Genomic DNA, 22,923 nt, shown 5'->3' with positions numbered 1-22,923 from the left:
GTAAATTACTCTTTCATTTTTAAATAGTTTTGACCCGCTTGCAGCATCGCTTGCTGGGTACTCAATGGTGCTGTCCAACCCAGCAACTTCTGAGCTTTGGTCGTATCAACTTCTAGTGACTCAAACAACTGCTCATAGAGCTTGGATTTGCCAATACATGCGGCTCCTAGTTTCATGAGTGGTTGCGGAATATAAATAAAACGTGCAGGTTTTCCCATGCCCTGCTTTAAATATTGCACCAGCTCACGTGTAGAAATACGAGTTTGATCTGCCACTAGAAATGTTTGATTGGCTGCATTTGGATGTTCAATACAGGTTTGAATAAAGTCTACCAAATTTTCAAGTGCAACAAAGCTGCGTTTGTTTTGTGTGCCTGCAAAAGGTAAAGGTAAATTACTTGCAACTAGTTTGAGTAACCGAGCAAAGTTACCTGGCGCATGAGCAGCATAAACTAAAGGTGGACGAATAATAACTAATTCTGTGTCTGATCCAGCAAATAACTTTTTAAGTTCTTGCTCAGCCTCTAGTTTGGAAACAGCATAATCCGCATGAGGCTGGGGTGAGGCATCTTCTGTAAATGGTTGATGTAATGTTACTGAACCATTAACACCTATAGAACTCATAAATATGAAGCGTTTTACTTTTTTATCTAAAGCCTGACGTGCTAATTGCAAAGTACCTTCTACATTCACTTTGCGAAATTCGCACAATGGGTCTGTTGTTTGTTCATTTAGAATATGGGCGCGACCTGCTAAATGAATAATGACGTCTATATTGTTGGGTAAGTCTGCTTCAAAAATATTAGCAGCAACAAGTTGTTGGATATTTGAAGAAAGTACATTATTCTGAGTACGAATTAAAACAATAGTGTCATAAAAACTACTCACCTGTTCAGTCAGAGCTGTACCTACAAATCCTGTTGCACCTGTGATTAAAACTCTCATTATTTTAAAGACCGCTTTGATAATACTTGAGTATAGACATCTAATGTTTTATTCAACATTGTGTTAAAATTAAATTGTGTTTCATACAAATGGCGACTGTTATCGCCTAATTGTAGACGCAAATTTTTATCTACAATCAGTTCTTGAAGTGACTGAATTAAAAAATCAATATCCCCTTTAGGGATAATATATCCATTTTTAGAACTAACACTTTCCTTTACCCCTCCCACATCAGAAGCAATAATAGGTAAAGATGTACTCATTGCTTCCAATATAGTCAAAGGGAAGCCTTCATAATTTGAAATTAATACAAAAATATCAGCCAGATTCAAAAACTCTTTTACTTTAAAACTTTGACCATGAAAAATGATTTTTGAATCAAGATTTTCATAGGTAGCCAATTCCTGACATTTTTGAAGATTTGGCCCATCACCTAAAAAATCTATTTGCCAAGTTAAATGAGCAGGTAATTTTGAAAGTGCTTGTATCAAAAAATATTGATCTTTAGGATCTTCAAAACGTGCAACCATAATCAATCTTACTATAGAGCTAGACTTTTCGCTTGCTGAAGTTTTTATATCTGGTACACCATTGTGAATAGTCTGAACCAACTCTGGTGTTCCAACTTTATGTTTAAAACCATGTTGTCGATCATATTCTGAAACTGTAATTATATGATCTGAAAACTTAGTCATAAAACGCTCTAAAGTCGCATATATTTTTTGTTTTCTAGGGCTTACTCCGTCAGTAAAAGCCCAACCATGTGCTGTAAACACTACAGGTAAATTCAAGGATTTAGCTGCTAAACGACCCAATAAGCCAGCCTTGCTAGAATGGCAATGTACTATATCTGGCTTCAGCTGTTTTAAGTGTTTTTTTATTTCCCAAAAACCTAGTACATCATCTTTTATAGAGATTTCTCTTTTTAAGTACCCTAATGAACTGAAATTTATATTATTTTTTTTTAGCTCTTCAGTAAAAGCTCCCTCTCCACCTACCAAGATATAAACTTGATGCCCTTGACTGATCATGCCTTTCGCTAGATCAAGTAGGTGTACGCTAGCACCACCAAGCACGTCTGAGCGGGTGATAATATAAACTATGTTTAACATAAGGTTTTCATTCATTTCTATAAATTTTTAACCAGTTTTCAACTGATTTTTCTAAAGAAAATAATTCTTCCACACGTTGCCGTGCTTTCAAATTATTTTCTTGTATCTCAGAAGGTGTTTTAGTGACTACTTTTTTTATTGCTTCCGCCAACGCCTTACTATCTTTAGGCGGAACTAACATTCCTGTATCTCCCATGACTTCAGCGACACCACCACTATTAGTCGCAATGACAAAAGCACCGCATGCCATTGCCTCAGCAACAACTAAACCAAATCCTTCATAAGCTGATGGCAAAATAAAGAAATCTGCCTCTTGCATCAATTGTGGTATATCATCTCTACGCCCAAGCAAAGTTACATGGTCCTTTAAACCGAGCTGCTCAATTAATGCCTCTATCTGCGGTCTAAGTTCGCCATCCCCAGCTATGTTAAATATACACTTTTTGTATTTTAGGCTTTTATGAAAAATAGTAACTGCATGTAATAAATTTGGATAATCTTTTTGCTCATTAAACCGACCTACAGACAAAAACATTATTTCATCATTTTTTTTGTCCGCTTTAAGTAATTTAAATTTACTTAAGTCAATACCGTTATAGACTGTGGTTAAATTATTTATATTAAAAGCACCTTTGCTAATTAAAGATTCTGTAGCTTCTTGACTAACATTAGTATTAAAGTCAGATAAAAAGTTTGTTAATCGATAAGCCATCATCCTAAACTTTCCACCTTCATTAGAATTATGAGCAGTACAAATTAACTTTGGCACAGCACAACCAATACGATTGATACGTACAAAAATATTAGCATGTACCATATGTGCATGCACAACATCAGGTTGAAAATCTTGAATCAGTTTTTTATATTTATTCGATGCTGAGTATAACCCATATAGATTATTCAAATCTAAAGGTATTATATCCACATTAATATTTTTAGGACGAACTAATATTTCACCAGTTAAATAAACAATTTTAACCTCAAAACCATTTTCATACATTTTGTCCGCTAAATCACATACTACACGCTCAGCTCCGCCCTGCCCTAAGCCTGTAATGACATATAAAATTTTCATTTCATGCGTCCTTTTTCATAAATGTTTAATCGATTAGAATATAACAGTAGTGAAATTAAAAAAGCAAAAAAATATGCTGTAAAAATAGCCGGAATAAATTGAAATCCAATTACAACCACAAATAAAGAGTAACTAATAAATTTATTACCATAGCTAGTTTTTCTTATTAATAAAAATAACCAAAAAATAAATAATGTAAAAAAAACAACCCCACCCAAAGCCAAATTATATAAAAACAAATTATGAGGAATGACACCTACATTACTTTTATAGATATCTATACTATAGTACGAGCCTACAAAAACATTATTTAGAAAATAATTTAAACTATTATAATACCCCTCAAACCTACCACTTGAATCTAAATCAAGTAAACGACTAAAATTTTCTAAGAAAAATTTTAGAAAAATAATAGCTAAAAATCCAATAATTACAAAACCACCAACAAATTTTTTTAAATTTATTTTCCCTAATACTAGCGTTTTGAAAAATATTAAAAATATTAAAAATATTAAAAATATTAAAAGACCAAAAAAACCAGTCCTAGCAGTAGTAACAAGAGACCCTAATAACAAAAATAAGGAAAGAACCATAGAGGGTAAAATACGATTTTTATACCAAACCAACGGTATAACAGAAGCCAAATATAAAGAAAAAAAACTATAGTCTGACCAAATAAAACCAAATCCTATACGCTCATACATTTCATCAACTTTTCCTATAACAATACCAAATTTGTTATATAAAATTGACTGTAAAATCACTCCTAAAGACATTAAACATGCTATTAAAATATAAAATTTAATAAGCCTATCCAATTTTTTTTGATCAAGATATTCCCTTTTTAACAAAAATGGCCAATATGCCGTAATAAAAAAAACTATAAGAGAAAAGAAAGAATTAAAATCGCTACTTAGCAAAGACATAAAGAAAACAACTAAGATCATCAAAGTAAATACAAGAGCACTTTGATCAAAATTAATTTCCAAGGATTTTGGCACCAATAATATAACAGCCATTACCACTAATATTGGTAAGACTCTTATATTTAAAATAGTAAAATATGAAAATGGTATACTTAGTAATATTAAATATATAGCCATCTTTTTTAATGCTAAGTGCTCAATTTTCATTTACAGCTCTCAACCAAATCAAAGAAAGAATTTACGTGATTATGGATTGAATAGTTTTGGCTTAAAAGATAAGATTTACAGCTTTTTTTCTTCGCCACCTCCCGATTATAGGAAATCTCCAAAAAAGCTTCTGCTAATGCATCTGCGTCCCCTTGCCTTACAAAGTAACAACTTTCATCCTCTAAGACATAGCGAAAAATATTATTATCCCAGCATACAATTACCTTTTTAGCGGCCATCTGCTCAATTAAGGCATTTGACACCCCCCCTCCTCCTATAAAATCACTAAGAAAAGTTAAAGCTACACAAACCTCAAATTTTTGCATAAACTTTGGTAGTTCTTCATTAGGAATAGCTCCATAAAAATTGATCAGATTTTTTCCTGCTAAATCTTCAACTTGATTTCTAAAAGGCCCGTCACCAACCACATGGAAATTAAAATTATTGTTAGGATATTTTTTATTTAATAAAATAATACTCTCTAAAAAAGATTTAATACCTTTGACTTCAGCTAACCTTCCAATAAAAGCAATATTTAATTTATTATTAATATCAGTTACCATAGGGCAATTCCAGCGCTCTAAGTCTATTGAGTTTTTGATAACATGACACTCAACACCATGATTGCGATAAAATTCAGCGGTGTCTTCTCCATTTGCTATAACGAGATCAAAAAAACTCTTTATTATAAAAATTTCAAACTTCAACAATACCTTCTGGGTAAATCGATTTAATAAATAACCTTTTTCTTTAGTATAGATAGTTCTTAGCCATAGAATCCTTTTCCCTTTTATATTTTTAAATATATATCCTACAACAGCTGCTAAAGACTCTTCTAAACCGCCAACTGCTAAAACATGATCTGCATCTTTTCTTTTTAAAAAAAATTTAAAAAAACAAAAAAAAATAAATTGGATTGATATAGGCAAAAACCTATAACTATTATTATATTGAATATGATTATTTACAATAGTATTATCTTTTTCCAAAATACTATCTTCATTATTTTTCAAAGTTATCAAATTAAATAAAATTTTCTTTGAAGAATCTCGGCTTTCGATTTCATGTAAAAAATTTTTCAGCCATGTTTCTCTTCCGCCATCACTTTTGCTCAACTTGGAGATCATTATTAAATCAATTTTCAAAATTTCGTCCTTTTTTAGAAATTAATGAATAGCAGTAAAAGTACTGTTTTCTGAAAACTATGAATCCCAATAAAAATAATGCAATCCACCCGTATATTAAAAAGCTCTCAGCCTCTCCATATATTGCAAAAAGAGTACTATATATCCAAAGTGTAAAAGTAAACAAATACATTTTAAATCTTGGTATACTTCTCCATAAAAAACTTGATAACTCTGTTCTAGCAAAAAATAATACCCAAAATGCCAAGGCGGTAGCTATTGCTGCACCTTGCCAGTAAAGGCAAAGTAATAAAACCAATTAAAGCACTCCCCAAAGGCCCTAAAGCAAATGATAAAATTTTTCTAAGATTCATTTAATGTATCAGCTCCAAATAAAGCTAAATCCCATTTTTTATATTTGACGACCAACTAGAAGCCTCTTTAATAAATTTTTTTATATTTTCAGAATCCTCATCTCCAAGAAAACATTCTTGATCAATCATATCTTTAAGTTTATTTGCCACTTCTTTAATATTATCAATGTTATCAACAGCTCTTGAAAATGCTGCGGCTTTAATAAACTGAGGTCTAGCCCCTAGTACTGTTAAAATCTTCATACCTTCACTCTTTTAAACTCTTTATCAGAGTCTTTAACAATCAAAAAAATTATAAGCAAATATAAGCTGTAAAAAATAAACCCTGATAATGCATAATATTCGAACATAAAATTACTTATGAATATACTAAACAGGTACATTCCCCCAACTCGAATACCTAAGCCAAAAATTTGTAAGAGCAATGCAACTTTCTGATTCCCCGTAATATGTAATGACATAGAAATAGGTGATACCAAAAACTGCATAACAAACCAAGGAAGCATCCATAGCATCATTTCACCAGTACGCAGCCAGGCTTCACCAAATATAAGTGGCACTATACTCGGAGCTAAAAGACAGATGACAAAAAGTGGTATTACTCCAATCTTTAGCAACTGAAACATACATTTATAAGTATATTGAGTTAACTCTCCCTGATTATATTTTTCTGATGCATGAGATAAATAAACTTGAGCAACTGCTCCGCCAATAAATCCTAGTGGTATTGCCATGATCTGCATTGCTAGTATTAAGTATCCAGCTTCAGCATTTAAAGCTAGGGCGGCAATTAAAATAATAGGTAACTGAATAGCCGCCGAGTTAGCTAAAGCCTCTAATGCAGAATATTTCGGAAATTTATCATTTTTCTTAAAAACTTGTTTTAATGTCTTTAAGTTCAAGTCTTGGATAGGATGATATGCTTCCTTATAGAAACCTAATGCCAAACTTTTAATTCCAGAAGAAACTTTGACAATTTGTCCCACAATTAATCCAAGTACAGAAAATCCCATTAATCCCATAATTATTTGTATGGATACGCCACTTATAGATTGAACCATGCGTGTTTTTGCAATTAGAGAAAAATTTTTTTTCCGAGTAGCCCAATATTGTAATGAATTATATGATCCTAAAAAGAATATACCAATAGGTACTAACCAAATTAAACTGACAAAATCTGGCTGCCTTAAAATAAAAATAATATCTGAATGAAAGATCCAGATAATTAGGCCTATTAATAAACTAATTATGAGGTTACTTAATAGAGCAAGCAAAACTAAATGAATTGCTTCATTATTATTTTCTGGTATAGGAATTGCTATTTCAAAACGTAAACAACTAGCAACGGATAAAATTAATAGTAAAGACGTATAGATCGCAAATAGAGAAAATTCTTCAGGAGTATATAAGCGCGTCAAAATTGGCAATGCAAGTATTGCTACACCTTGAGCAAAAGCCGTCCCGCCTACCAACACAGACACGGCTTTTAAAAAGCCTCCTTGAGCATTTAATTTTGCATTAATTTTATCAAGAAGGCTTTTCACAACTTAGTTACTCAACAGCGCTGCAACAATTTTTGCTTGAGCTTCTTCAGTCAAGTAAGGTTGCATAGGTAAACTCATTACACGCTCAGCGATAGCGTCCCCCACAGGTAATACTGCATTTACATCTGCCACAGCAGGCTGCTTATTTAACGGAATTGGGTAATGCACAGCAGTTGGAATACCCTGAGCTTTTAACTTTTCCTGAACCTCACTACGGTTTTCTATCTGAATGGTATACTGCGCCCAAGCACTCTGATTATGCTCTTCAATAAACGGAGTTGTTAAAAAACCCGCTTCATTGAATAATTTTGTGTATGTTTCTGCTACACGCTGACGCGCCTGTATTTCATCGTCCAAAATTGCCAGCTTTGGCAATAAAATAGCCGCTTGCAACGTATCTAAACGACTGTTTACCCCAACACGAATGTGATGATAACGACGGTCTTGACCATGACGTGCAATCTGACGAATCACTTTCGCCAGCTCTTCATCATTAGTAAAAATAGCACCACCATCGCCATAACAACCTAAAGGCTTACTTGGGAAAAAGCTAGTGCATGCCACAGTACTTAAATTACAGCTTTTACGCCCTTTATAAGTCGCACCAAAACTCTGTGCGGCATCTTCAATGACTGGAATATGATACTTAGCAGCGATTGCATTAATTGCATCAAAATCAGCACATTGTCCATACAGACTTACTGGAATAATTGCTTTAGTGCGTGGTGTAATCGCTGCCTCTAATTGTGCAACGTCCAAATTATATGTATTTGGGTTTACATCAACATATACTGGAGTCGCACCCAATATTGCAACTGTTTCAGCTGTAGCTATATAGGTAAATCCGGGCGTAATCACTTCATCACCCGGACCGACACCAAACGCCATTTGAGCAATCTGTAAAGCATCAGTACCATTGGCACAGCTAATACAATATTTAGCCCCAACATAAGCTGCTAATTTTTCTTCGAGTTCTGCAACTTCTGGCCCTAAAATATACTGACCATGTGCCAATACTCGCTGAATACCCGCATCAATTTCAGCTTTAATACGTGACTGCTGTGCCTTTAAATCAATAAATTCAATCATGCTGCAACCTGCTCTTTTGTTACAACCTTACCATTCAGTCGGTAAATTGCCCCTGTATGCTCACATGCAACTTGTGCCTCACCTTCTAGTGGTAAATCTAATTGCTCACCAAATTCGCTCATCCAGCCAATTTGTTTTGCAGGTACACCCACCATCAGTGCATAGGCAGGTACATCTTTATTTACCACTGCGCCTGCACCTACAAATGAATATTCCCCAATCGTGATACCACACACAATGGTACAGTTAGCACCCAAGGTTGCACCTTTTTTCACAAGGGTGTTACGGTATTCATCTTTACGCTCAATGAGTGAGCGTGGGTTATAGACATTGGTAAAGACCATGCTTGGTCCACAAAACACCCCTTCTTCAAGGGTAACATTGTCATAAACCGAAACATTATTTTGTACTTTGCAATGATCGCCAATTACGACCTTATTACCCACAAAAACATTCTGACCTAAAGATACGCCTTTTCCAATTTTGGCACCGCCACAGACATGTACAAAATGCCAAACACGAGAGTTCTCACCAATTTGAGCACCCTCATCGACAATTGCACTTTCATGTTGATAAAAACTCTTCATGTTCTACCTTATTATTTTACTTTTGCTAATAGAGGATGTGAGTTGCTTGGATTTTCAACAATTGGCGCGACACGAATCACCTCAACAGTCTCAATTGCAGCACGGTTTTCTTCTACACCATAACCTTGACCAGCTAAAATACGTTGGTAACTTTGGGTGTGTAAGTCGGTAAAACCGCCTGAAAATTCAAGTTCTTCATTTTCAATGGTAATACTACGGTAGGTTAATTTTTCACCCTGCACAGCATTTTCTGGTAAATTGTTAGCATCAATCGACAAGAACCAACGTACACGAGCACGCTCATATTCTAAATAACCCGATGCGGTTTTTTCATCACGATAATGCACTTCATTTTTCACAATTTTGCCAAAAATAAAATGCAGCATGTCATAAAAGTGCACACCAATATTGGTGGCTACACCACCCGATTTATTATCTACCCCTTTCCATGATTTTAAATACCACTTACCACGTGAGGTTAAATACGTTAAATCTACATCAAAAATTTTACCTGCAGGTGCAGCCTGGACTTTATCACGCAGTGCGATAATGGAAGGGTGCAAACGTAACTGTAAAATTGAGTTTACTTTGGCACCATATTGTTTTTCATATTCAGACAAAAGGTTTAAATCTTCTGAATTCAATACCAATGGCTTTTCACAAATCACATCAATGCCATTTTTAAGCGCATATTTCATATGTGGTGCATGTAAATAGTTTGGTGAGCAAATTGCAACATAATCTAGCTTTTCACCTTTGAGTTTTTGATCCTCTACATAGGCTTCAAACTCTTCAAATTCGGTAAAAAACTCGGCTTCAGGGAAATGACTATCCATAATGCCAACAGAGTCATTCACATCCATAGCAACTGCTAAGGTATTACCTGTTTCTTTAATTGCTTTTAAGTGACGTGGTGCGATATATCCTGCAGCACCAATCAGGGCAAATTTTTTCATGTTGTTCACTACAATTGATTAATTTATGTTAAAGGCGGAATACAGTAAAACCTTGTGCTGTTAGTTCTTCACGGCTAAACAGACTTTTAACATCTGCAATCACAGGCTTAGAATTATTGACATAGCTGCGTAATTGCTCTGGGCTAAGATGGCGGAACTCATTATGTCCGACAGCAACAACCAAACTGTCTACAGGGTGTTCTGCATCAATGATTGACAGCTCTACCCCATACTCTTGTTGTACTTCTTCCACATCTGCCCACGGATCACAGACCACAACCTGCGCACCCCAAGTTTGAAACTCTTTAATCAAGTCTTCAACCTTGCTATTACGGATATCTGGACAGTTCTCTTTAAAGGTAATCCCTAATACACCAATTTTTGCGCGCGGAACATCAATACCATTTTTAAGCATATGTTTAATTGTATTACGCGCCACATAACGTGCCATATTGTCATTAATACGACGACCCGCCAAAATCACCTGTGGATGGTAACCCACCTCTTCAGCTTTATGAGTTAAATAGTACGGGTCTACACCAATACAATGCCCACCCACCAAACCTGGACGGAATGGCAAAAAGTTCCACTTACTGCCTGCGGCTTCCAGTACATCTAAGGTATCAATGCCAAGCCGATCAAAAATAACTGATAACTCATTCACCAAGGCAATATTTAAATCCCGCTGGGTATTTTCAATCACTTTTGCTGCTTCTGCGACTTTAATACTTGAAGCTTTATGCGTACCCGCAGTAATAATACTGCTATACACCTGATCTACCAGCTCAGCGACTTCTGGGGTAGAACCGGAGGTAATCTTTTTAATCTTGGTCAGGGTGTTGACTTTATCACCCGGATTAATCCGCTCTGGGCTATAACCGGCATAGAAGTCTTGGTTGAATTTCAAGCCAGACACTTGCTCTAATACTGGAATACAAACTTCCTCTGTAGCTCCTGGATAAACAGTAGATTCATAGACGACTACATCCCCCTTTTTAATCACCTGCCCCAAACTCGCACTGGCTTTTTTTAGAGGAGTTAAATCAGGACGGTTTGCTTCATCCACCGGCGTTGGGACTGTCACAATAAAAAAGTTACATTGTTTTAAATCTTTTAAATCCGCTGAGAAACTTAATTGTTTTGATTCCGATAATTGTTGTGGTGAAACTTCCAATGTGTGATCTTGACCACTTTTTAACTCATCAACGCGTTTATGCTGAATATCAAATCCTACAACAGGTATTTTCTTCCCAAATTCTACTGCTAATGGCAGGCCTACATAACCTAAACCAATCACCGCTATTTTTAAATTCGATACATTCAGCATCCGTTATACCTTATATTATTTAATATCAATTTAACGGCGCCTAATATAACAGATCCCAAATTAAATATTGATGTAAAATGATCACAATTGAAAAAAATAATTACATAACTCCATGATCTTAATCACAATCAAGCAACAAAAAAGGGTTTTATATTCACATTGGCGCTAGGCGTTATAGGTTTATTCCTATAATATAGCTAAACAAATATCAGCTTAGATTTTTGAATCTATTTTAAATATTCTACTAATTAAAAAATGATAGGAATTCGAGTGAGTTACTACCGCTATAGTTTATTATTAGCACTCAGCTTAAGTTTTACAGGTTGTGCTGTGACTTCAGGTCTGCAAACCTATGATTTGCCTGAAGAAGGTGTTTTTCAGACGGATTTGGGGACTCAAGTCAATGTCATCAAACTCACTCAAGAGTCCCTTTTTGCTGTTCAACCAGCACAAGTCAATGTCCACCAAGATTTAGGACATTTGTTTTTACAAAATCAAAAACAATATCTACTTAGTCCTGGTGACGTATTATCCATTTATCTATGGGCATATCCAGAAATTACTCCCCCCACCAATACTATTAGCAACGAAGAAGCGATTAAAGCAAATGGCTACCAAATCGACTCTCGTGGCTATATTCAGTTCCCGATTATTGGGCGCTATAAAGCGGCTGGCAAAAGTTTAGATCGAGTGAATCAGGAACTTCGTCAATTACTTGCCCGTTATTTAAAAACGCCTGATGTTATTGCTCGAGTTTTGTCTTACCAAGGTCAACGTTATTCAGTACAGGGCAATGTCATGAAAGGTGGTCAATATACATTAAATGATCAACCCACCAGTATCTATACGGCGCTTGGCTTAGCTGGTGGCGTCAACACACAATTTGGTGCGAATACATCGATTAGCCTCGTTCGAAATGGTCAAACTTATAATTTAAATTCGATTGAACTTGAGAAAGCGGGCTTTTCACTGCACAACCTTTTGGTTCAAGCCAACGATACCATATATGTGAATTCACGCGAAAATCAAAAAATTTATGTGATGGGTGAATCGGGTAAAAACCAATCCCTACCAATGCGTGACCAAGGCATGACTTTGAGTGATGTGATTGGGGAGAGCTTAGGCCTGAATCCATTGTCTGCAAGCAGCAGTAAAATTTACGTCGTTAGAAGTCAAAGTGACTCACCTATGACTGAAATCTTCCATATGGATCTGTCTAGCATTGCTAATTTTGGTCTCGCTAATCAGTTTAAAATGCAAAGTAATGATATTGTTTATGTCGATGCAACGGGTCTAACGCGCTGGCAACGTGTGGTCAACCAGGTTATTCCTTTCTCCAATGCTTTATATAATTTAGATCGTTTGGGGAATTGATGAATTTTCAAAATATTTTAGTGGTATGTATTGGAAATATCTGTCGAAGCCCCATGGCAGAATATTTCCTAAAAGATGCATACCCAAATCGAAAAATTCACTCTGCTGGTATTTCTGGTCTAGTTGGTCATCCTGCAGATGATAAAGCATTACAATGTATGCAAAATTTCGGTATAAATATGCAAGATCATGTGGCGCGCAAACTGAATGCTGAATTGGTCAAAAATGCGGATTTGATTCTTGTCATGAGCCAGAACCAACAGAAGCATATCGAACAAACATGGCCATACGCAAAAGGAAAAACCTTTCGCTTGGGGCACTGGCGTGAAAAAAATATTGCGGATCCTTACCAACACGATCAAGCATTCTTTAATGACACCTGTCAGTTGATTCAGGATTGTATCGCTGATTGGAAAAAACACCTTTAATATTTTGAATAAAGATTATGAGTCAAACCGCGAATACCGAAGATACAATTGATTTAAAAGAATTATTTTTTTCATTAATCGCACAATGGAAACTGATTGCCTTGTGTGTGATTTTGAGTCTGGTCTGTGCCCTACTCTACTTGCGTACAACACCAGATACCTACGCTGTTGATGCTTTGGTCCAAGTTGAAGAAAGTAAAGGTACATCAGCTGCACTTTTGGGTGATCTCTCAAGTATGATTGAGCAGAAACAACCCGCTCAAGCAGAAATTGAAATCTTGAAATCTCGATTAGTCCTCGGTTCAGTGATTGAGAATTTAAATCTAGATCTTAGAGTGTCTGGTACGCAAAACTCTTTCTTTGATCGTTTATTTTCACCACATGACTATTCGACCAGTTATTCACGTCAATCTGTGATTTTTAACGATGACGAAAAATCTTTTGCGATTCCCCATTTCCATGTTCCTCAGAAATTTCGTGACCGTGCATTAGAACTTAATTTTACTGAGAAACAGTTTACGCTGACGGATTTAAGAACTGAAGAAGTGGTGCTAAAAGGTTCAGTAAACCAACTCAATCAAATCTCTACGCGTGATGGCGTATGGAAAGTTGAGATTCGCACACAAGATCAATTGAATGACCGCTATATCATCACCAAACAATCTTTACCAGCTGCGATGAAATCGCTTTTGGCCAACTATTCAGTGGCTGAAAAAGGGAAAATGACTGGTGTTTTAGGATTAAACTATCAAGGTCAAGATAAAGAGCACATTACAAAAGTCCTGAATACGATTTTAAATGCGTATAGTCAGCAAAATGTAGAACGTCGTTCTGCCGAAACTGCGCAAACGCTCAAATTCTTGGACGAACAACTCCCAGAACTAAAACAACAACTGGATGTCGCCGAACGTGAATTTAACAAATTCCGTCAAGGCTTTAATACGGTTGATGTCACCAAAGAATCTGAATTGTATTTAACGCAAAGTGTTGCCTTAGAAACACAAAAAGCTGAACTTGAGCAAAAAGTCGCTGAAGCGGGTGCGAAATACACCAATGAACATCCAATCATGCAACAAATGAACGCTCAACTAGGCGCGATCAATAAAAAAATTAATGAATTGGATGGCACATTAAAACAACTCCCAGACTTGCAACGTCGCTATCTACAGTTATTCCGTGAAGTTGAAGTCAAACAACAGTTATATACAGCTTTGCTTAATTCGTACCAACAACTTCGCATTGCGAAAGCGGGGGAAATTGGTAATGTTCGTATTGTTGATACTGCCGTAGAACCGATTGAACCAATTAAGCCTAAAAAATTACAGATTTTAATTTTGTCCATTTTCCTTGGTGGTTTCCTCGGGACACTTCTGGCGCTGTTACGTAATATGATGCGTTCAGGCATCAAAGATTCTAGTCAAATTGAAAATGAATTGGATCTGCCGGTTTATGCAACGGTACCGCGTTCGCCAGTGCAAGAAAGCCGAATTAAGATGCTGAAAAAGCATAAGAAAATCCCAATTCTTGCCATTAAGAATAGCGATGATATTGCGATTGAAAGTTTACGCAGTATGCGCACGGCGATTCATTTTGCGCTGAGTTCAGCTCGCAATAATGTGATTATGATTTCTGGTCCTGCACCTGAAGTGGGTAAATCATTTATTTCAACCAATTTAGCAACAATTTTAGCGCAAGCCGACAAACGTGTTTTGATTATTGATGCTGACTTACGTCGTGGTTATCTACACAAATATTTCAATATTGAAACACAGCCAGGTTTGACTGATTACATGACTGATCAGCACTCTCTACAAAATATTATTCGAGACACTGAAGTCGCTGGTTTAAGTGTGATCACTCGTGGTAAGAGTCCGAGCAATCCATCTGAGATGTTGAGTTCTGAAAAATTCAAACAATTGCTTGAACAACTTTCAACACAGTTTGATCATGTGATTATTGACACGCCACCTGTGCTTGCAGTGACTGATGGTATTATCATTTCGCAATATGCAGGTGTGAATTTGGTCATTGCTCGCTATGCGAAGACACAAATGAAAGAACTCGAAATCACAGTCAATCGTTTCGAACAAGCCGGTGTTAAAGTGAATGGCTTTATCTTAAATGACATTCAACGTAATGCAGCGGGTTATGGCTATGGTTATAACTATGCGTATGCGTATAAAGCCTCAAAGGACAATGATTAATTATTGTTGAAAAAAAAGCCTGATCTATTCAGGCTTTTTTTATGCCGATCAAACACTGTATATTTGTGAAATTTTGTTGATTTCATTGAAATTCTATATCGCTGAAAGTGAATTGACGCTATGCTGTTTTGGTTCCGCGATTTTAGAATGTCGCACATAGAATTGAAAAAAATTGGAAATCTCATGAGTAAAGCTTTACCCATCGCTGTTGCTGTCGTTTTAGGCGGTGCTGCGCTCGTCCCTGTTTATTATGCAAGTCAACATCCAACATCTGCGACAGTTTCTAGCATGACTGCTGATGCAAAACCGATTGATAAAATCAGTTATGCACTGGGTTATGAAGTTGCCAGCCAAACTCCTCCTGAAGTTGCCATTGATCCGTTTATTGTCGGTGTCCGTGAAGCGCATGCTAAAAAAGAACGTGCCTATACCGATGAAGAACTGCAAACTGCCTATGTGGCTTTACAAAAAGAATTAGAAGAAAAGAAAGTCGAGGACTCTAAAGCTGCCAATGCACAAAGCAATAGCTTCCTTACTGAAAATGCAAAAAAACCGAATGTTAAAACAACTGCTTCTGGTTTGCAGTATCTCGTCAGCAAAGAAGGTACAGGCAAACAACCTGCTGCAAGTTCTGTGGTTAAAGTGCATTACACCGGTAAATTACTTGATGGCAAAGTCTTTGATAGCTCGGTTGAACGTGGCGAACCGATTGAATTTCCGTTGAATCAGGTCATCCCTGGATGGACAGAAGGCCTACAATTGATGAAGGAAGGCGGTAAAGCAACCTTATACATTCCATCAAATCTGGCTTATGGTGAACAGGGTGTTCCTGGTACGATTCCACCAAACAGCACGCTCATTTTTGATGTTGAATTAATCGAAGTCAAATAAGTTAATCAAAAGGAGAGCCTGCAGCTCTCCTTTTTTGGATTTGAATGATGAAAAAAATCTCTATATTAAGCAGTCTGCTGATCCTCAGCTCTGGCTCATTTGCGGCAAACATTAGCAATAAAAGTACTGAAAAAGATCAGCTCGGATATAGCTATGGCTACGTAATGGGACGTACTAATGCGGATACATTAAAAGATATTAATTTGGATGCTTTTATTGAAGGATTGAAACAAGGATCAACCGGTCAAAGATCGAGTTTAACCGATCAAGAAATGGCGCAGGCTTTAACCAAATACAAAAAGCAAAGCGAATCTAAACAGCTGATTGAATTTCAAAAATTGGCTGCAGAAAATTTAAAATCTGGGCAGCAATTTTTACAAGAGAATGCCAAAAAAGCAGGTATTGTCACACGACCAACAGGGCTGCAATATCAAGTGATTCAGCAAGGTCAAGGCAAAACACCTAAAGCGACGTCAAAAGTGAAAGTTCATTATGAAGGGCGTTTGATCGATGGCACAGTATTCGATAGTTCAATCGCGCGTAATCAAGCGGTTGAATTCCAAGTGAGTCAAGTCATTCCGGGTTGGACTGAAGGCTTACAACTCATGAAGGAAGGTGCTCAATATCGCTTCTTTATTCCTGCTGATTTGGCCTATGGTGAGATCGGTTCGGGCGATGCGATTGAGCCGAACAGCACCTTAATCTTTGATGTCGAACTTTTAAAAGTTTTGCCTTAATGTTCACATGACTTATAAAAAAACATCGCTTCCGCGATGTTTTTTTTATGTTTTTATTGAGAGTCTGTTTGAAGCATTAGCCGTGTTTTAACTGTCTTGGTCTAAAGCCAGTCGTAAATAAACCCAATACATAAGCAACCACACCCAATACACAGAGACCAAGCACTTCAAATACACGAATCCACGGTGCTACATCTGGGTTATACCAGCTTAGACCATACCATAAAGCTGCGATCATCACGGCGTTACCGACCATAAATTGGAAAAATAATTTTTTCCAGTGCGGACCAAATCGGAATATTTCACGTTTGTGTAAATAGAAATATAGCATCCCTGCATTGACTAAAGCAGAACCTGTAGATGACAACGCCAATGCCATATGGAGTTCTTCCCAGCCCATCCATTTGAAGATACCAATAAAAACCACATTGAGGATGGCATTGGCTGCAACTGCCATTAGGCCAACACGTACTGGGGTTTTGGTATCTTGAATCGCATAAAATCCAGGAGCAAAGACTTTAATCAACATAAATGCCAAAACACCACCACTCATACATTGTAATGCCAAAGCGGTCATTTCTGTCGCTCGTGCATCAAAAGCACCGTGTTGGAACAGCGCTTGAATAATCGGTGTAGACAACATAAATAAAGCGATACTGGCTGGGATACCTGCAAATACGATGACACGTGCAGCCCAATCTAACATGGCCTTAAATTTAGTTTGATCCTGTTCAGCTTTACGCGCAGAGAGTGCAGGCAGAATCACCGTTCCGATGGCTACACCAATTAAGCCTAAAGGCAATTCGGTCATCCGTTCTGCTGTATAAAGCCATGACACAGAACCATTTTGCATAAAAGACGCCCAAATGGTATTGAGCAGCAAATTAATTTGTGTGACTGAAACCCCAAACAGTGCAGGCAACATTAGTTTTAAAATACGCTCGACACCTTCGTGCTTAAAATCAACTTTGGGTGGAATCAGGAGTTTTTTGCGCCAAAGCTCCGGAATTTGTAGGGCTAATTGCAAAATACCAGCAAACACCACTGCCCAACCCAATGCCATAATGGGTGTTTCCATATATGGTGACAGCCACAAAGCCCCTGCAATCATTGCAATATTCAACAATACTGGCGCGAATGCCGGTGTGGTGAACGAGCCATAGCTGTTTAAGATACTGCTGGCAAATGCCGTCAGCGACATAAACATCAGGTAGGGAATGGTGAGACGGAATAAGTCGACTGATAAATCAAATTTGGCTGCATCGGCATGAAATCCTGGCGCATAAACATACAATATCGCAGGTGCAACAATCATACACAGCAAAGTTAATGCAGTCATCACGGTAAGCAAACATCCAAATACCCGACTAATTAGGATCTGAACTTCAGCATGGAGTTTGGTGGTTTTATATTCTGTGAGAACAGGAATAAATGCTTGGGAAAATGCACCTTCGGCAAAAAGACGCCTAAAAAAGTTGGGAATACGAAACGCTACGACAAAAGTATCGAAGTCTTTACCTGCCCCGAACACATTTAACAGCACCATGTCTCGAATAAGCCCCATGACACGAGACAACATGGTCATTGCACTCACAATAAAGGTGGATCGCCAAAGCGCCATCATATTCACCACTTAAAAAGATTGACGATATTGTAATAAAACTTTGCTTTTAAATTGTTATTTCATTCGACAAAGCATTATATTTTCGTTGTTTTAATTGAGCTCTAAAATAACACCATTGAAAATGCGGTCCTGGATCGGTCTTTCGTCCAGGTGCAATATCTGAATGCCCTGCGATATGACTTTTAATTTTAGGATAAGCGTGTTGAAGTGTTGCCACGACCTCAACTAAAGCTTGATATTGTTGTTCCGTATAATCTTGATCATCACTACCCTCGAGTTCAATGCCAATCGAATAATCATTGCATTCTGGATTTGCCATGTACGTAGAGCGTCCTGCATGCCAAGCACGGTCTTTAAAATTAACAAACTGTAAAATTTCGCCTGACCTTAAAATCAATAAGTGTGCTGAGACCTGCATCCCTTCAATGGTTTTAAAATAAGGGTGTGCATCCCAATCTAATTTATTTTGGAAAAACTGCTCAATATAGCCTCCTCCAAACTGTGAGGGCGGTAAGCTAATATTGTGGATGACCACCAGTTGAATGTCAGTATGGTCTGGTCTTTGATTAAAATTTGGTGAAGCAATAAATCTTGCACCTTGTAATACACCATCTACCACTTGAAGCTTGGGTACATTCGACATGTGTGATCTCAATCCGTGTTTGCAACTTATGACAATTCATCCACGCTCATCTTTGGAAAAGACTTGGACGAAAAAAACAGCACCATTACTTGAGGTGCAATGGTAATATATTGCTCATTTTTCTGGTGCCTACAATAGGGATTTTATGAGCATACCGCAATCTTTGCTTGAACAATCAATTCAAATCAATATCCAACAAGCATTGCAAGAAGATATTGGTGAGCGTGATATCACCGCATTGCTGACACCTGAAGATGAACAAGCAACAGCAACCATTATCAGTCGCGAAACGATGATTCTTGCAGGGCAACCGTGGGTCAATGCTCTAATTAAAGCCTATGATCCAAGCGTTAATGTGATTTGGTTAAAGCAAGATGGCGATCAAGTTCAAGCCAATGAGGCATTTTTAAAACTTGCCGGCTCAGCACGCAGTCTGTTAACCGTTGAACGCCCAGCACTTAATTTTATACAAACCCTTTCTGCTGTTGCTACAAAAACGGCTGAATATGTGAAACATTTAGAAGGTTTAAATACCAAACTACTGGATACACGTAAAACATTACCTGGCTTACGTATTGCGCAAAAATATGCGGTGGGCGTAGGTGGTGGTCAAAACCATCGTTTAGGTTTATTCGATGCTTTTTTAATTAAAGAAAACCATATTATGGCTGCAGGTGGCATTCAGCAAGCAATCGACAAAGCACATGCCATTGCACCAGGTAAACCTGTGGAAGTCGAAGTTGAAACTTGGGATGAATTAAACCAAGCTTTAGATGCTGGTGCCGATATCGTCATGTTGGACAATTTCAGCCAACAACAAATGATTGATGCAGTCAAGCATGTGGCTGGTCGTTGTAAACTGGAAGCATCAGGTAATATTACCATCGACAACTTACGTGAAGTTGCTACTTCAGGCGTCGACTTTATTTCAATGGGTGTACTGACTAAAGATGTAAAAGCCATCGATTTATCTATGCGCTTTAACGCTTAATCGATTCAATCCTATCTCTCAATAAAAAAGGGGCTTTGCTCCTTTTTTATTTGCTTAAAACTGTGATGCTACATTAACTTTATCGCAAGAATACAAAAAAATTTGAATTTATATGGTCCTAGTTGATACCCTCCACGCTTTCAGATTATTTTTTAATCAAAATCATAATAAACTTATAGAATGCAAAGTAAATCATTAAATTTCAATTATTTATTTGCCGTAATTTTACAATTATTCAATTTTCTGTCATGGAATACTGTTCGATTTTCATTCATAGTGAAGCCAATAAATACAATTAATCCCATGAGTTCGCATTGTCTAAATAATAGGAGGGTGTCAGAGCATAGACCATGCTGAATGTCAGTGAATAAATAAAAAGAAATGCAGTCATCGGATCGATTGCATCCACCATGTTGTACATTAGGGAAATCACATGAAAACGCAAATGATCTATACGCTTTTAAGCGTCGCGATTAGTAGCAGCTTACTCGTCGGTTGTAAAAGCTCCAACGAATCTGGGGGGAATTCAGGCGGTGGTAATGGATCACAGCCAACTCCGACCAATCCAACTGATCCTGACAATCCAACGAATAAACTTGAAAAAGAATTCGTGACTGTTTTATCTACTCGCCCCGATCTTGTGACAGATAATGATGTATTGATCGAATTAGACTCATCGATTAATTTTAATGACGCAAATATAAGCATTCATTTAAATGGACAGGACATCAAATCTCGCTTTTCCAATGCTCAAAATAGAGTGCTATTGGATGGATTACAGTTAGGGGAAAATCTACTAAAAATTGAAACACCAAACGCAATTCAAAATTTATATTTAAAAAATTTCAGTACCACAGGTCCTCTTTTATCTGGACCTCAAATTAATCCATGGACCTGTACCAACGGCTCGACTGATTTATTTTGCCGTAAACCTATTCAATATAATTACTACTATCGGAATTTAATCGGAACTTTACAAACCTATAATCCTGATAAACCACCTTCGGCGGGTCTGATTTCCAAAATTAAGACCGATACAGGCGTAGAAGTGCCATTTATCATTCGAGAAGAAGTCGGTTATCAAAATCGCGATGAATATCGATTTGCTGTATTGTTTAATCCTAATCAGCCTTGGACTGCGCTCAATCCACAACCCCAATTTAATAATAAGCTGTTAGTAACCCATGGGCAAAGTTGCGGAAATGATTATCAGTCTGCAACCGCCCCTACCGTGGTTGCGACATCAACTTCTATTTTGCCTGATATTACCATCAAGGCTTTGGGCAAAGGTTATGGCGTCATGTCTACGGCGCTATCCAACAGTGGACATAACTGTAATTTGGCGGTTCAAGCTGAATCAATCATTATGGCCAAAGAACGTTTTATCGAACAATACGGCACTTTAGACTACACGATTGGACAAGGCTGTTCAGGTGGCGCACTCGCATCTCAATGGGTAGCCAACGCCTATCCAGGTGTATACCAAGGTTTGTTAGTAACGTGCTCCTTCCCTGATGCATGGAGTACAGCGTCTCAGTTTGCTGATTATCATATTATGATCAATTATTTTAAAACAGCAGAAGGCCGCTCTTTCCTCCCTCATCAAATTAACCATATTCAAGGTCATATTTCTGAGATTAATGGTTATGTCAGTGAACTTGCGCAATTCGATGTTGCTCGACCAAATACAATTTGTAGCGGAATATCAGAAACACAACTGTACAATGCCACCTCAAATCCGAATGGGACACGCTGTTCAATTCAAGAGGCTGCTGTAAATTTGTTGGGTCTCAGAAATCCAACTGAAGTTGATCCAAATACACAACAGCTTAGACAAATTTGGAGTCCCGTCGAAAATCAACGCAATGTCGGGTTTGCAAACCTGCCAATTGATAATGTCGGTGTGCAATACGGGCTTCAAACCTTATTTGATGGTGTGATCAATGCTGAAAAATTTGTTTTATTAAATGAACGCCTCGGTGGAGTTGATATTGATATTAATCCAATTCCCGAACGGTTATATGCCACGGAGCAAGGTTTAAAAAATGCTTATCGAACTGGTTTAATCAATGTTGCCAATAATTTAGATCAAGTGGCGATTATTGATTGTCGTGGTCCAGATCCAGCGATCTTCCATGATGCTTACCGAGCATTCGCGATTAGAGCACGTTTAGACAAAGCACACGGACATCATAACAATCAGCTTCTTTATGGAGGTGATACCATTATGATTGGCGATCTTAAATGTTTAGAAATCAGTTTCAATGATATGAACCAATGGTTGGATCGCGTAAAAAATGATATAAGCAATTTACCTCTGCCACAGAAACTCACACGCAATAAAGTAAATCTTAACGACTCATGTATCACATTAGGAACGATTCGAAGATCTGGGTTCTGCAATAACCTTCGTGTACCGGTCTATAAAACACCGCGAATGGTAGCAGGTGATCAAATTAGTACCTACGCCAATAAATGTAAACTACAACCACTCACACGTCGTCTTTACCCCAATATTAACTTTACAGATGAGCAATGGACTCGATTACAAAAAGTTTTTCCAGATGGTGTTTGTGATTACACCCAAGATCCTGTTGGGTTTGGTAAAACCTATCCGTGGTTAACGTATCAAAATCAAAATGGACAGAACAATGATGTCATTTATGGTGGTAAGCAACTGGATGAAGATCCAAATCGCCCTGAGGAGCTTATAATGCCTCAACTTCCGAAGGGTTGGATCTCTAATTCATTTCAACTGTCTTAATA

20 protein-coding genes are annotated in these 22,923 nt (G+C 37.3%); 7 read left to right on the top strand and 13 right to left on the bottom strand.

Annotation, left to right across the window (positions count from 1 at the left end; all coding sequences use genetic code 11):
• Nucleotides 1-5: 5 nt before the first annotated feature.
• The 11 genes from AC1M84_RS11730 to tviB all read right to left on the bottom strand — a co-directional run bounded on the left by AC1M84_RS11730 (nt 6) and on the right by tviB (nt 11,265).
• A complete protein-coding gene (locus AC1M84_RS11730) occupies nt 6-944 on the bottom strand; it encodes an NAD-dependent epimerase/dehydratase family protein (protein ID WP_481595039.1) in 939 nt (312 codons plus the stop codon).
• The gene (locus tag AC1M84_RS11725; RefSeq protein WP_481595038.1) at nt 944-2,056 is read right to left on the bottom strand and encodes a glycosyltransferase family 4 protein; all 1,113 of its coding nucleotides are present in this window, start codon (nt 2,054-2,056) and stop codon (nt 944-946) included. The genes AC1M84_RS11730 and AC1M84_RS11725 overlap by 1 nt, the downstream gene beginning before the upstream one ends.
• 7 nt (nt 2,057-2,063) lie before the next feature.
• Entirely contained in the window at nt 2,064-3,131 is a 1,068-nt protein-coding gene (locus AC1M84_RS11720; RefSeq protein WP_481595037.1) for a glycosyltransferase, read from the bottom strand.
• Entirely contained in the window at nt 3,128-4,264 is a 1,137-nt protein-coding gene (locus AC1M84_RS11715) for a hypothetical protein (RefSeq protein ID WP_481595036.1), read from the bottom strand. The genes AC1M84_RS11720 and AC1M84_RS11715 overlap by 4 nt, the downstream gene beginning before the upstream one ends.
• Complete coding sequence (locus tag AC1M84_RS11710) at nt 4,261-5,409, bottom strand: glycosyltransferase family 4 protein (protein WP_481595035.1); 1,149 nt, start codon at nt 5,407-5,409, stop codon at nt 4,261-4,263. Before AC1M84_RS11710 ends, AC1M84_RS11715 begins: the two co-directional genes overlap by 4 nt.
• 377 nt (nt 5,410-5,786) lie before the next feature.
• Nucleotides 5,787-6,005 (bottom strand): hypothetical protein, encoded by a 219-nt coding sequence (locus AC1M84_RS11705; RefSeq protein WP_481595034.1) that lies wholly within the window; start codon nt 6,003-6,005, stop codon nt 5,787-5,789.
• Nucleotides 6,002-7,306 (bottom strand): lipopolysaccharide biosynthesis protein, encoded by a 1,305-nt coding sequence (locus tag AC1M84_RS11700; protein ID WP_481595033.1) that lies wholly within the window; start codon nt 7,304-7,306, stop codon nt 6,002-6,004. Before AC1M84_RS11700 ends, AC1M84_RS11705 begins: the two co-directional genes overlap by 4 nt.
• 3 nt (nt 7,307-7,309) lie before the next feature.
• On the bottom strand, nt 7,310-8,395 hold the full coding sequence (locus AC1M84_RS11695; protein ID WP_481595032.1) for a DegT/DnrJ/EryC1/StrS family aminotransferase: 1,086 nt from the start codon (nt 8,393-8,395) through the stop codon (nt 7,310-7,312).
• Entirely contained in the window at nt 8,392-8,982 is a 591-nt protein-coding gene (gene wbpD, locus AC1M84_RS11690) for a UDP-2-acetamido-3-amino-2,3-dideoxy-D-glucuronate N-acetyltransferase (protein WP_481595031.1), read from the bottom strand. The genes AC1M84_RS11695 and wbpD overlap by 4 nt, the downstream gene beginning before the upstream one ends.
• A gap of 11 nt (nt 8,983-8,993) precedes the next feature.
• Entirely contained in the window at nt 8,994-9,938 is a 945-nt protein-coding gene (locus AC1M84_RS11685) for a Gfo/Idh/MocA family protein (protein ID WP_481595030.1), read from the bottom strand.
• A gap of 28 nt (nt 9,939-9,966) precedes the next feature.
• The gene (gene tviB, locus AC1M84_RS11680; protein WP_481595029.1) at nt 9,967-11,265 is read right to left on the bottom strand and encodes a Vi polysaccharide biosynthesis UDP-N-acetylglucosamine C-6 dehydrogenase TviB; all 1,299 of its coding nucleotides are present in this window, start codon (nt 11,263-11,265) and stop codon (nt 9,967-9,969) included.
• A 270-nt stretch (nt 11,266-11,535) separates the two neighbouring features.
• Between tviB and AC1M84_RS11675 the strand changes: the two genes are divergently transcribed.
• The 5 genes from AC1M84_RS11675 to bamJ (AC1M84_RS11655) all read left to right on the top strand — a co-directional run bounded on the left by AC1M84_RS11675 (nt 11,536) and on the right by bamJ (AC1M84_RS11655) (nt 16,899).
• Nucleotides 11,536-12,639, top strand: a complete 1,104-nt coding sequence (locus tag AC1M84_RS11675; RefSeq protein ID WP_481587739.1) for a polysaccharide biosynthesis/export family protein — start codon at nt 11,536-11,538, stop codon at nt 12,637-12,639.
• Entirely contained in the window at nt 12,639-13,067 is a 429-nt protein-coding gene (locus tag AC1M84_RS11670) for a low molecular weight protein-tyrosine-phosphatase (protein ID WP_481587740.1), read from the top strand. The genes AC1M84_RS11675 and AC1M84_RS11670 overlap by 1 nt, the downstream gene beginning before the upstream one ends.
• Before the next feature lie 17 nt (nt 13,068-13,084).
• Nucleotides 13,085-15,271, top strand: a complete 2,187-nt coding sequence (locus AC1M84_RS11665; RefSeq protein ID WP_481595028.1) for a polysaccharide biosynthesis tyrosine autokinase — start codon at nt 13,085-13,087, stop codon at nt 15,269-15,271.
• A 183-nt stretch (nt 15,272-15,454) separates the two neighbouring features.
• Nucleotides 15,455-16,162 carry a BamJ family beta-barrel-assembly machinery protein gene (gene bamJ, locus AC1M84_RS11660; protein WP_481595027.1) on the top strand — a complete coding sequence of 236 codons (708 nt, stop codon included), beginning with the start codon at nt 15,455-15,457 and terminating at the stop codon, nt 16,160-16,162.
• Between the two features lie 47 nt (nt 16,163-16,209).
• Entirely contained in the window at nt 16,210-16,899 is a 690-nt protein-coding gene (gene bamJ / locus AC1M84_RS11655) for a BamJ family beta-barrel-assembly machinery protein (RefSeq protein WP_481595026.1), read from the top strand.
• 76 nt (nt 16,900-16,975) lie between these two features.
• Here bamJ (AC1M84_RS11655) and murJ read toward each other — a convergent pair whose 3' ends face one another.
• Nucleotides 16,976-18,529: a murein biosynthesis integral membrane protein MurJ gene (murJ, locus tag AC1M84_RS11650; RefSeq protein WP_171260721.1), complete on the bottom strand. Its 1,554-nt coding sequence runs from the start codon at nt 18,527-18,529 to the stop codon at nt 16,976-16,978.
• A gap of 40 nt (nt 18,530-18,569) precedes the next feature.
• Nucleotides 18,570-19,166 (bottom strand): 1,6-anhydro-N-acetylmuramyl-L-alanine amidase AmpD, encoded by a 597-nt coding sequence (gene ampD / locus AC1M84_RS11645; RefSeq protein WP_481593759.1) that lies wholly within the window; start codon nt 19,164-19,166, stop codon nt 18,570-18,572.
• A gap of 145 nt (nt 19,167-19,311) precedes the next feature.
• Here ampD and nadC point away from each other — a divergent pair, with 145 nt between their 5' ends.
• Entirely contained in the window at nt 19,312-20,157 is an 846-nt protein-coding gene (gene nadC, locus AC1M84_RS11640) for a carboxylating nicotinate-nucleotide diphosphorylase (protein WP_481595025.1), read from the top strand.
• Between the two features lie 433 nt (nt 20,158-20,590).
• Complete coding sequence (locus AC1M84_RS11635; protein WP_481595024.1) at nt 20,591-22,921, top strand: DUF6351 family protein; 2,331 nt, start codon at nt 20,591-20,593, stop codon at nt 22,919-22,921.
• Nucleotides 22,922-22,923 lie beyond the last annotated feature (2 nt).

The organism is Acinetobacter sp. 24-47-66, assembly GCF_056779755.1.
This window is presented reverse-complemented; position numbering and strand designations above follow the sequence as displayed.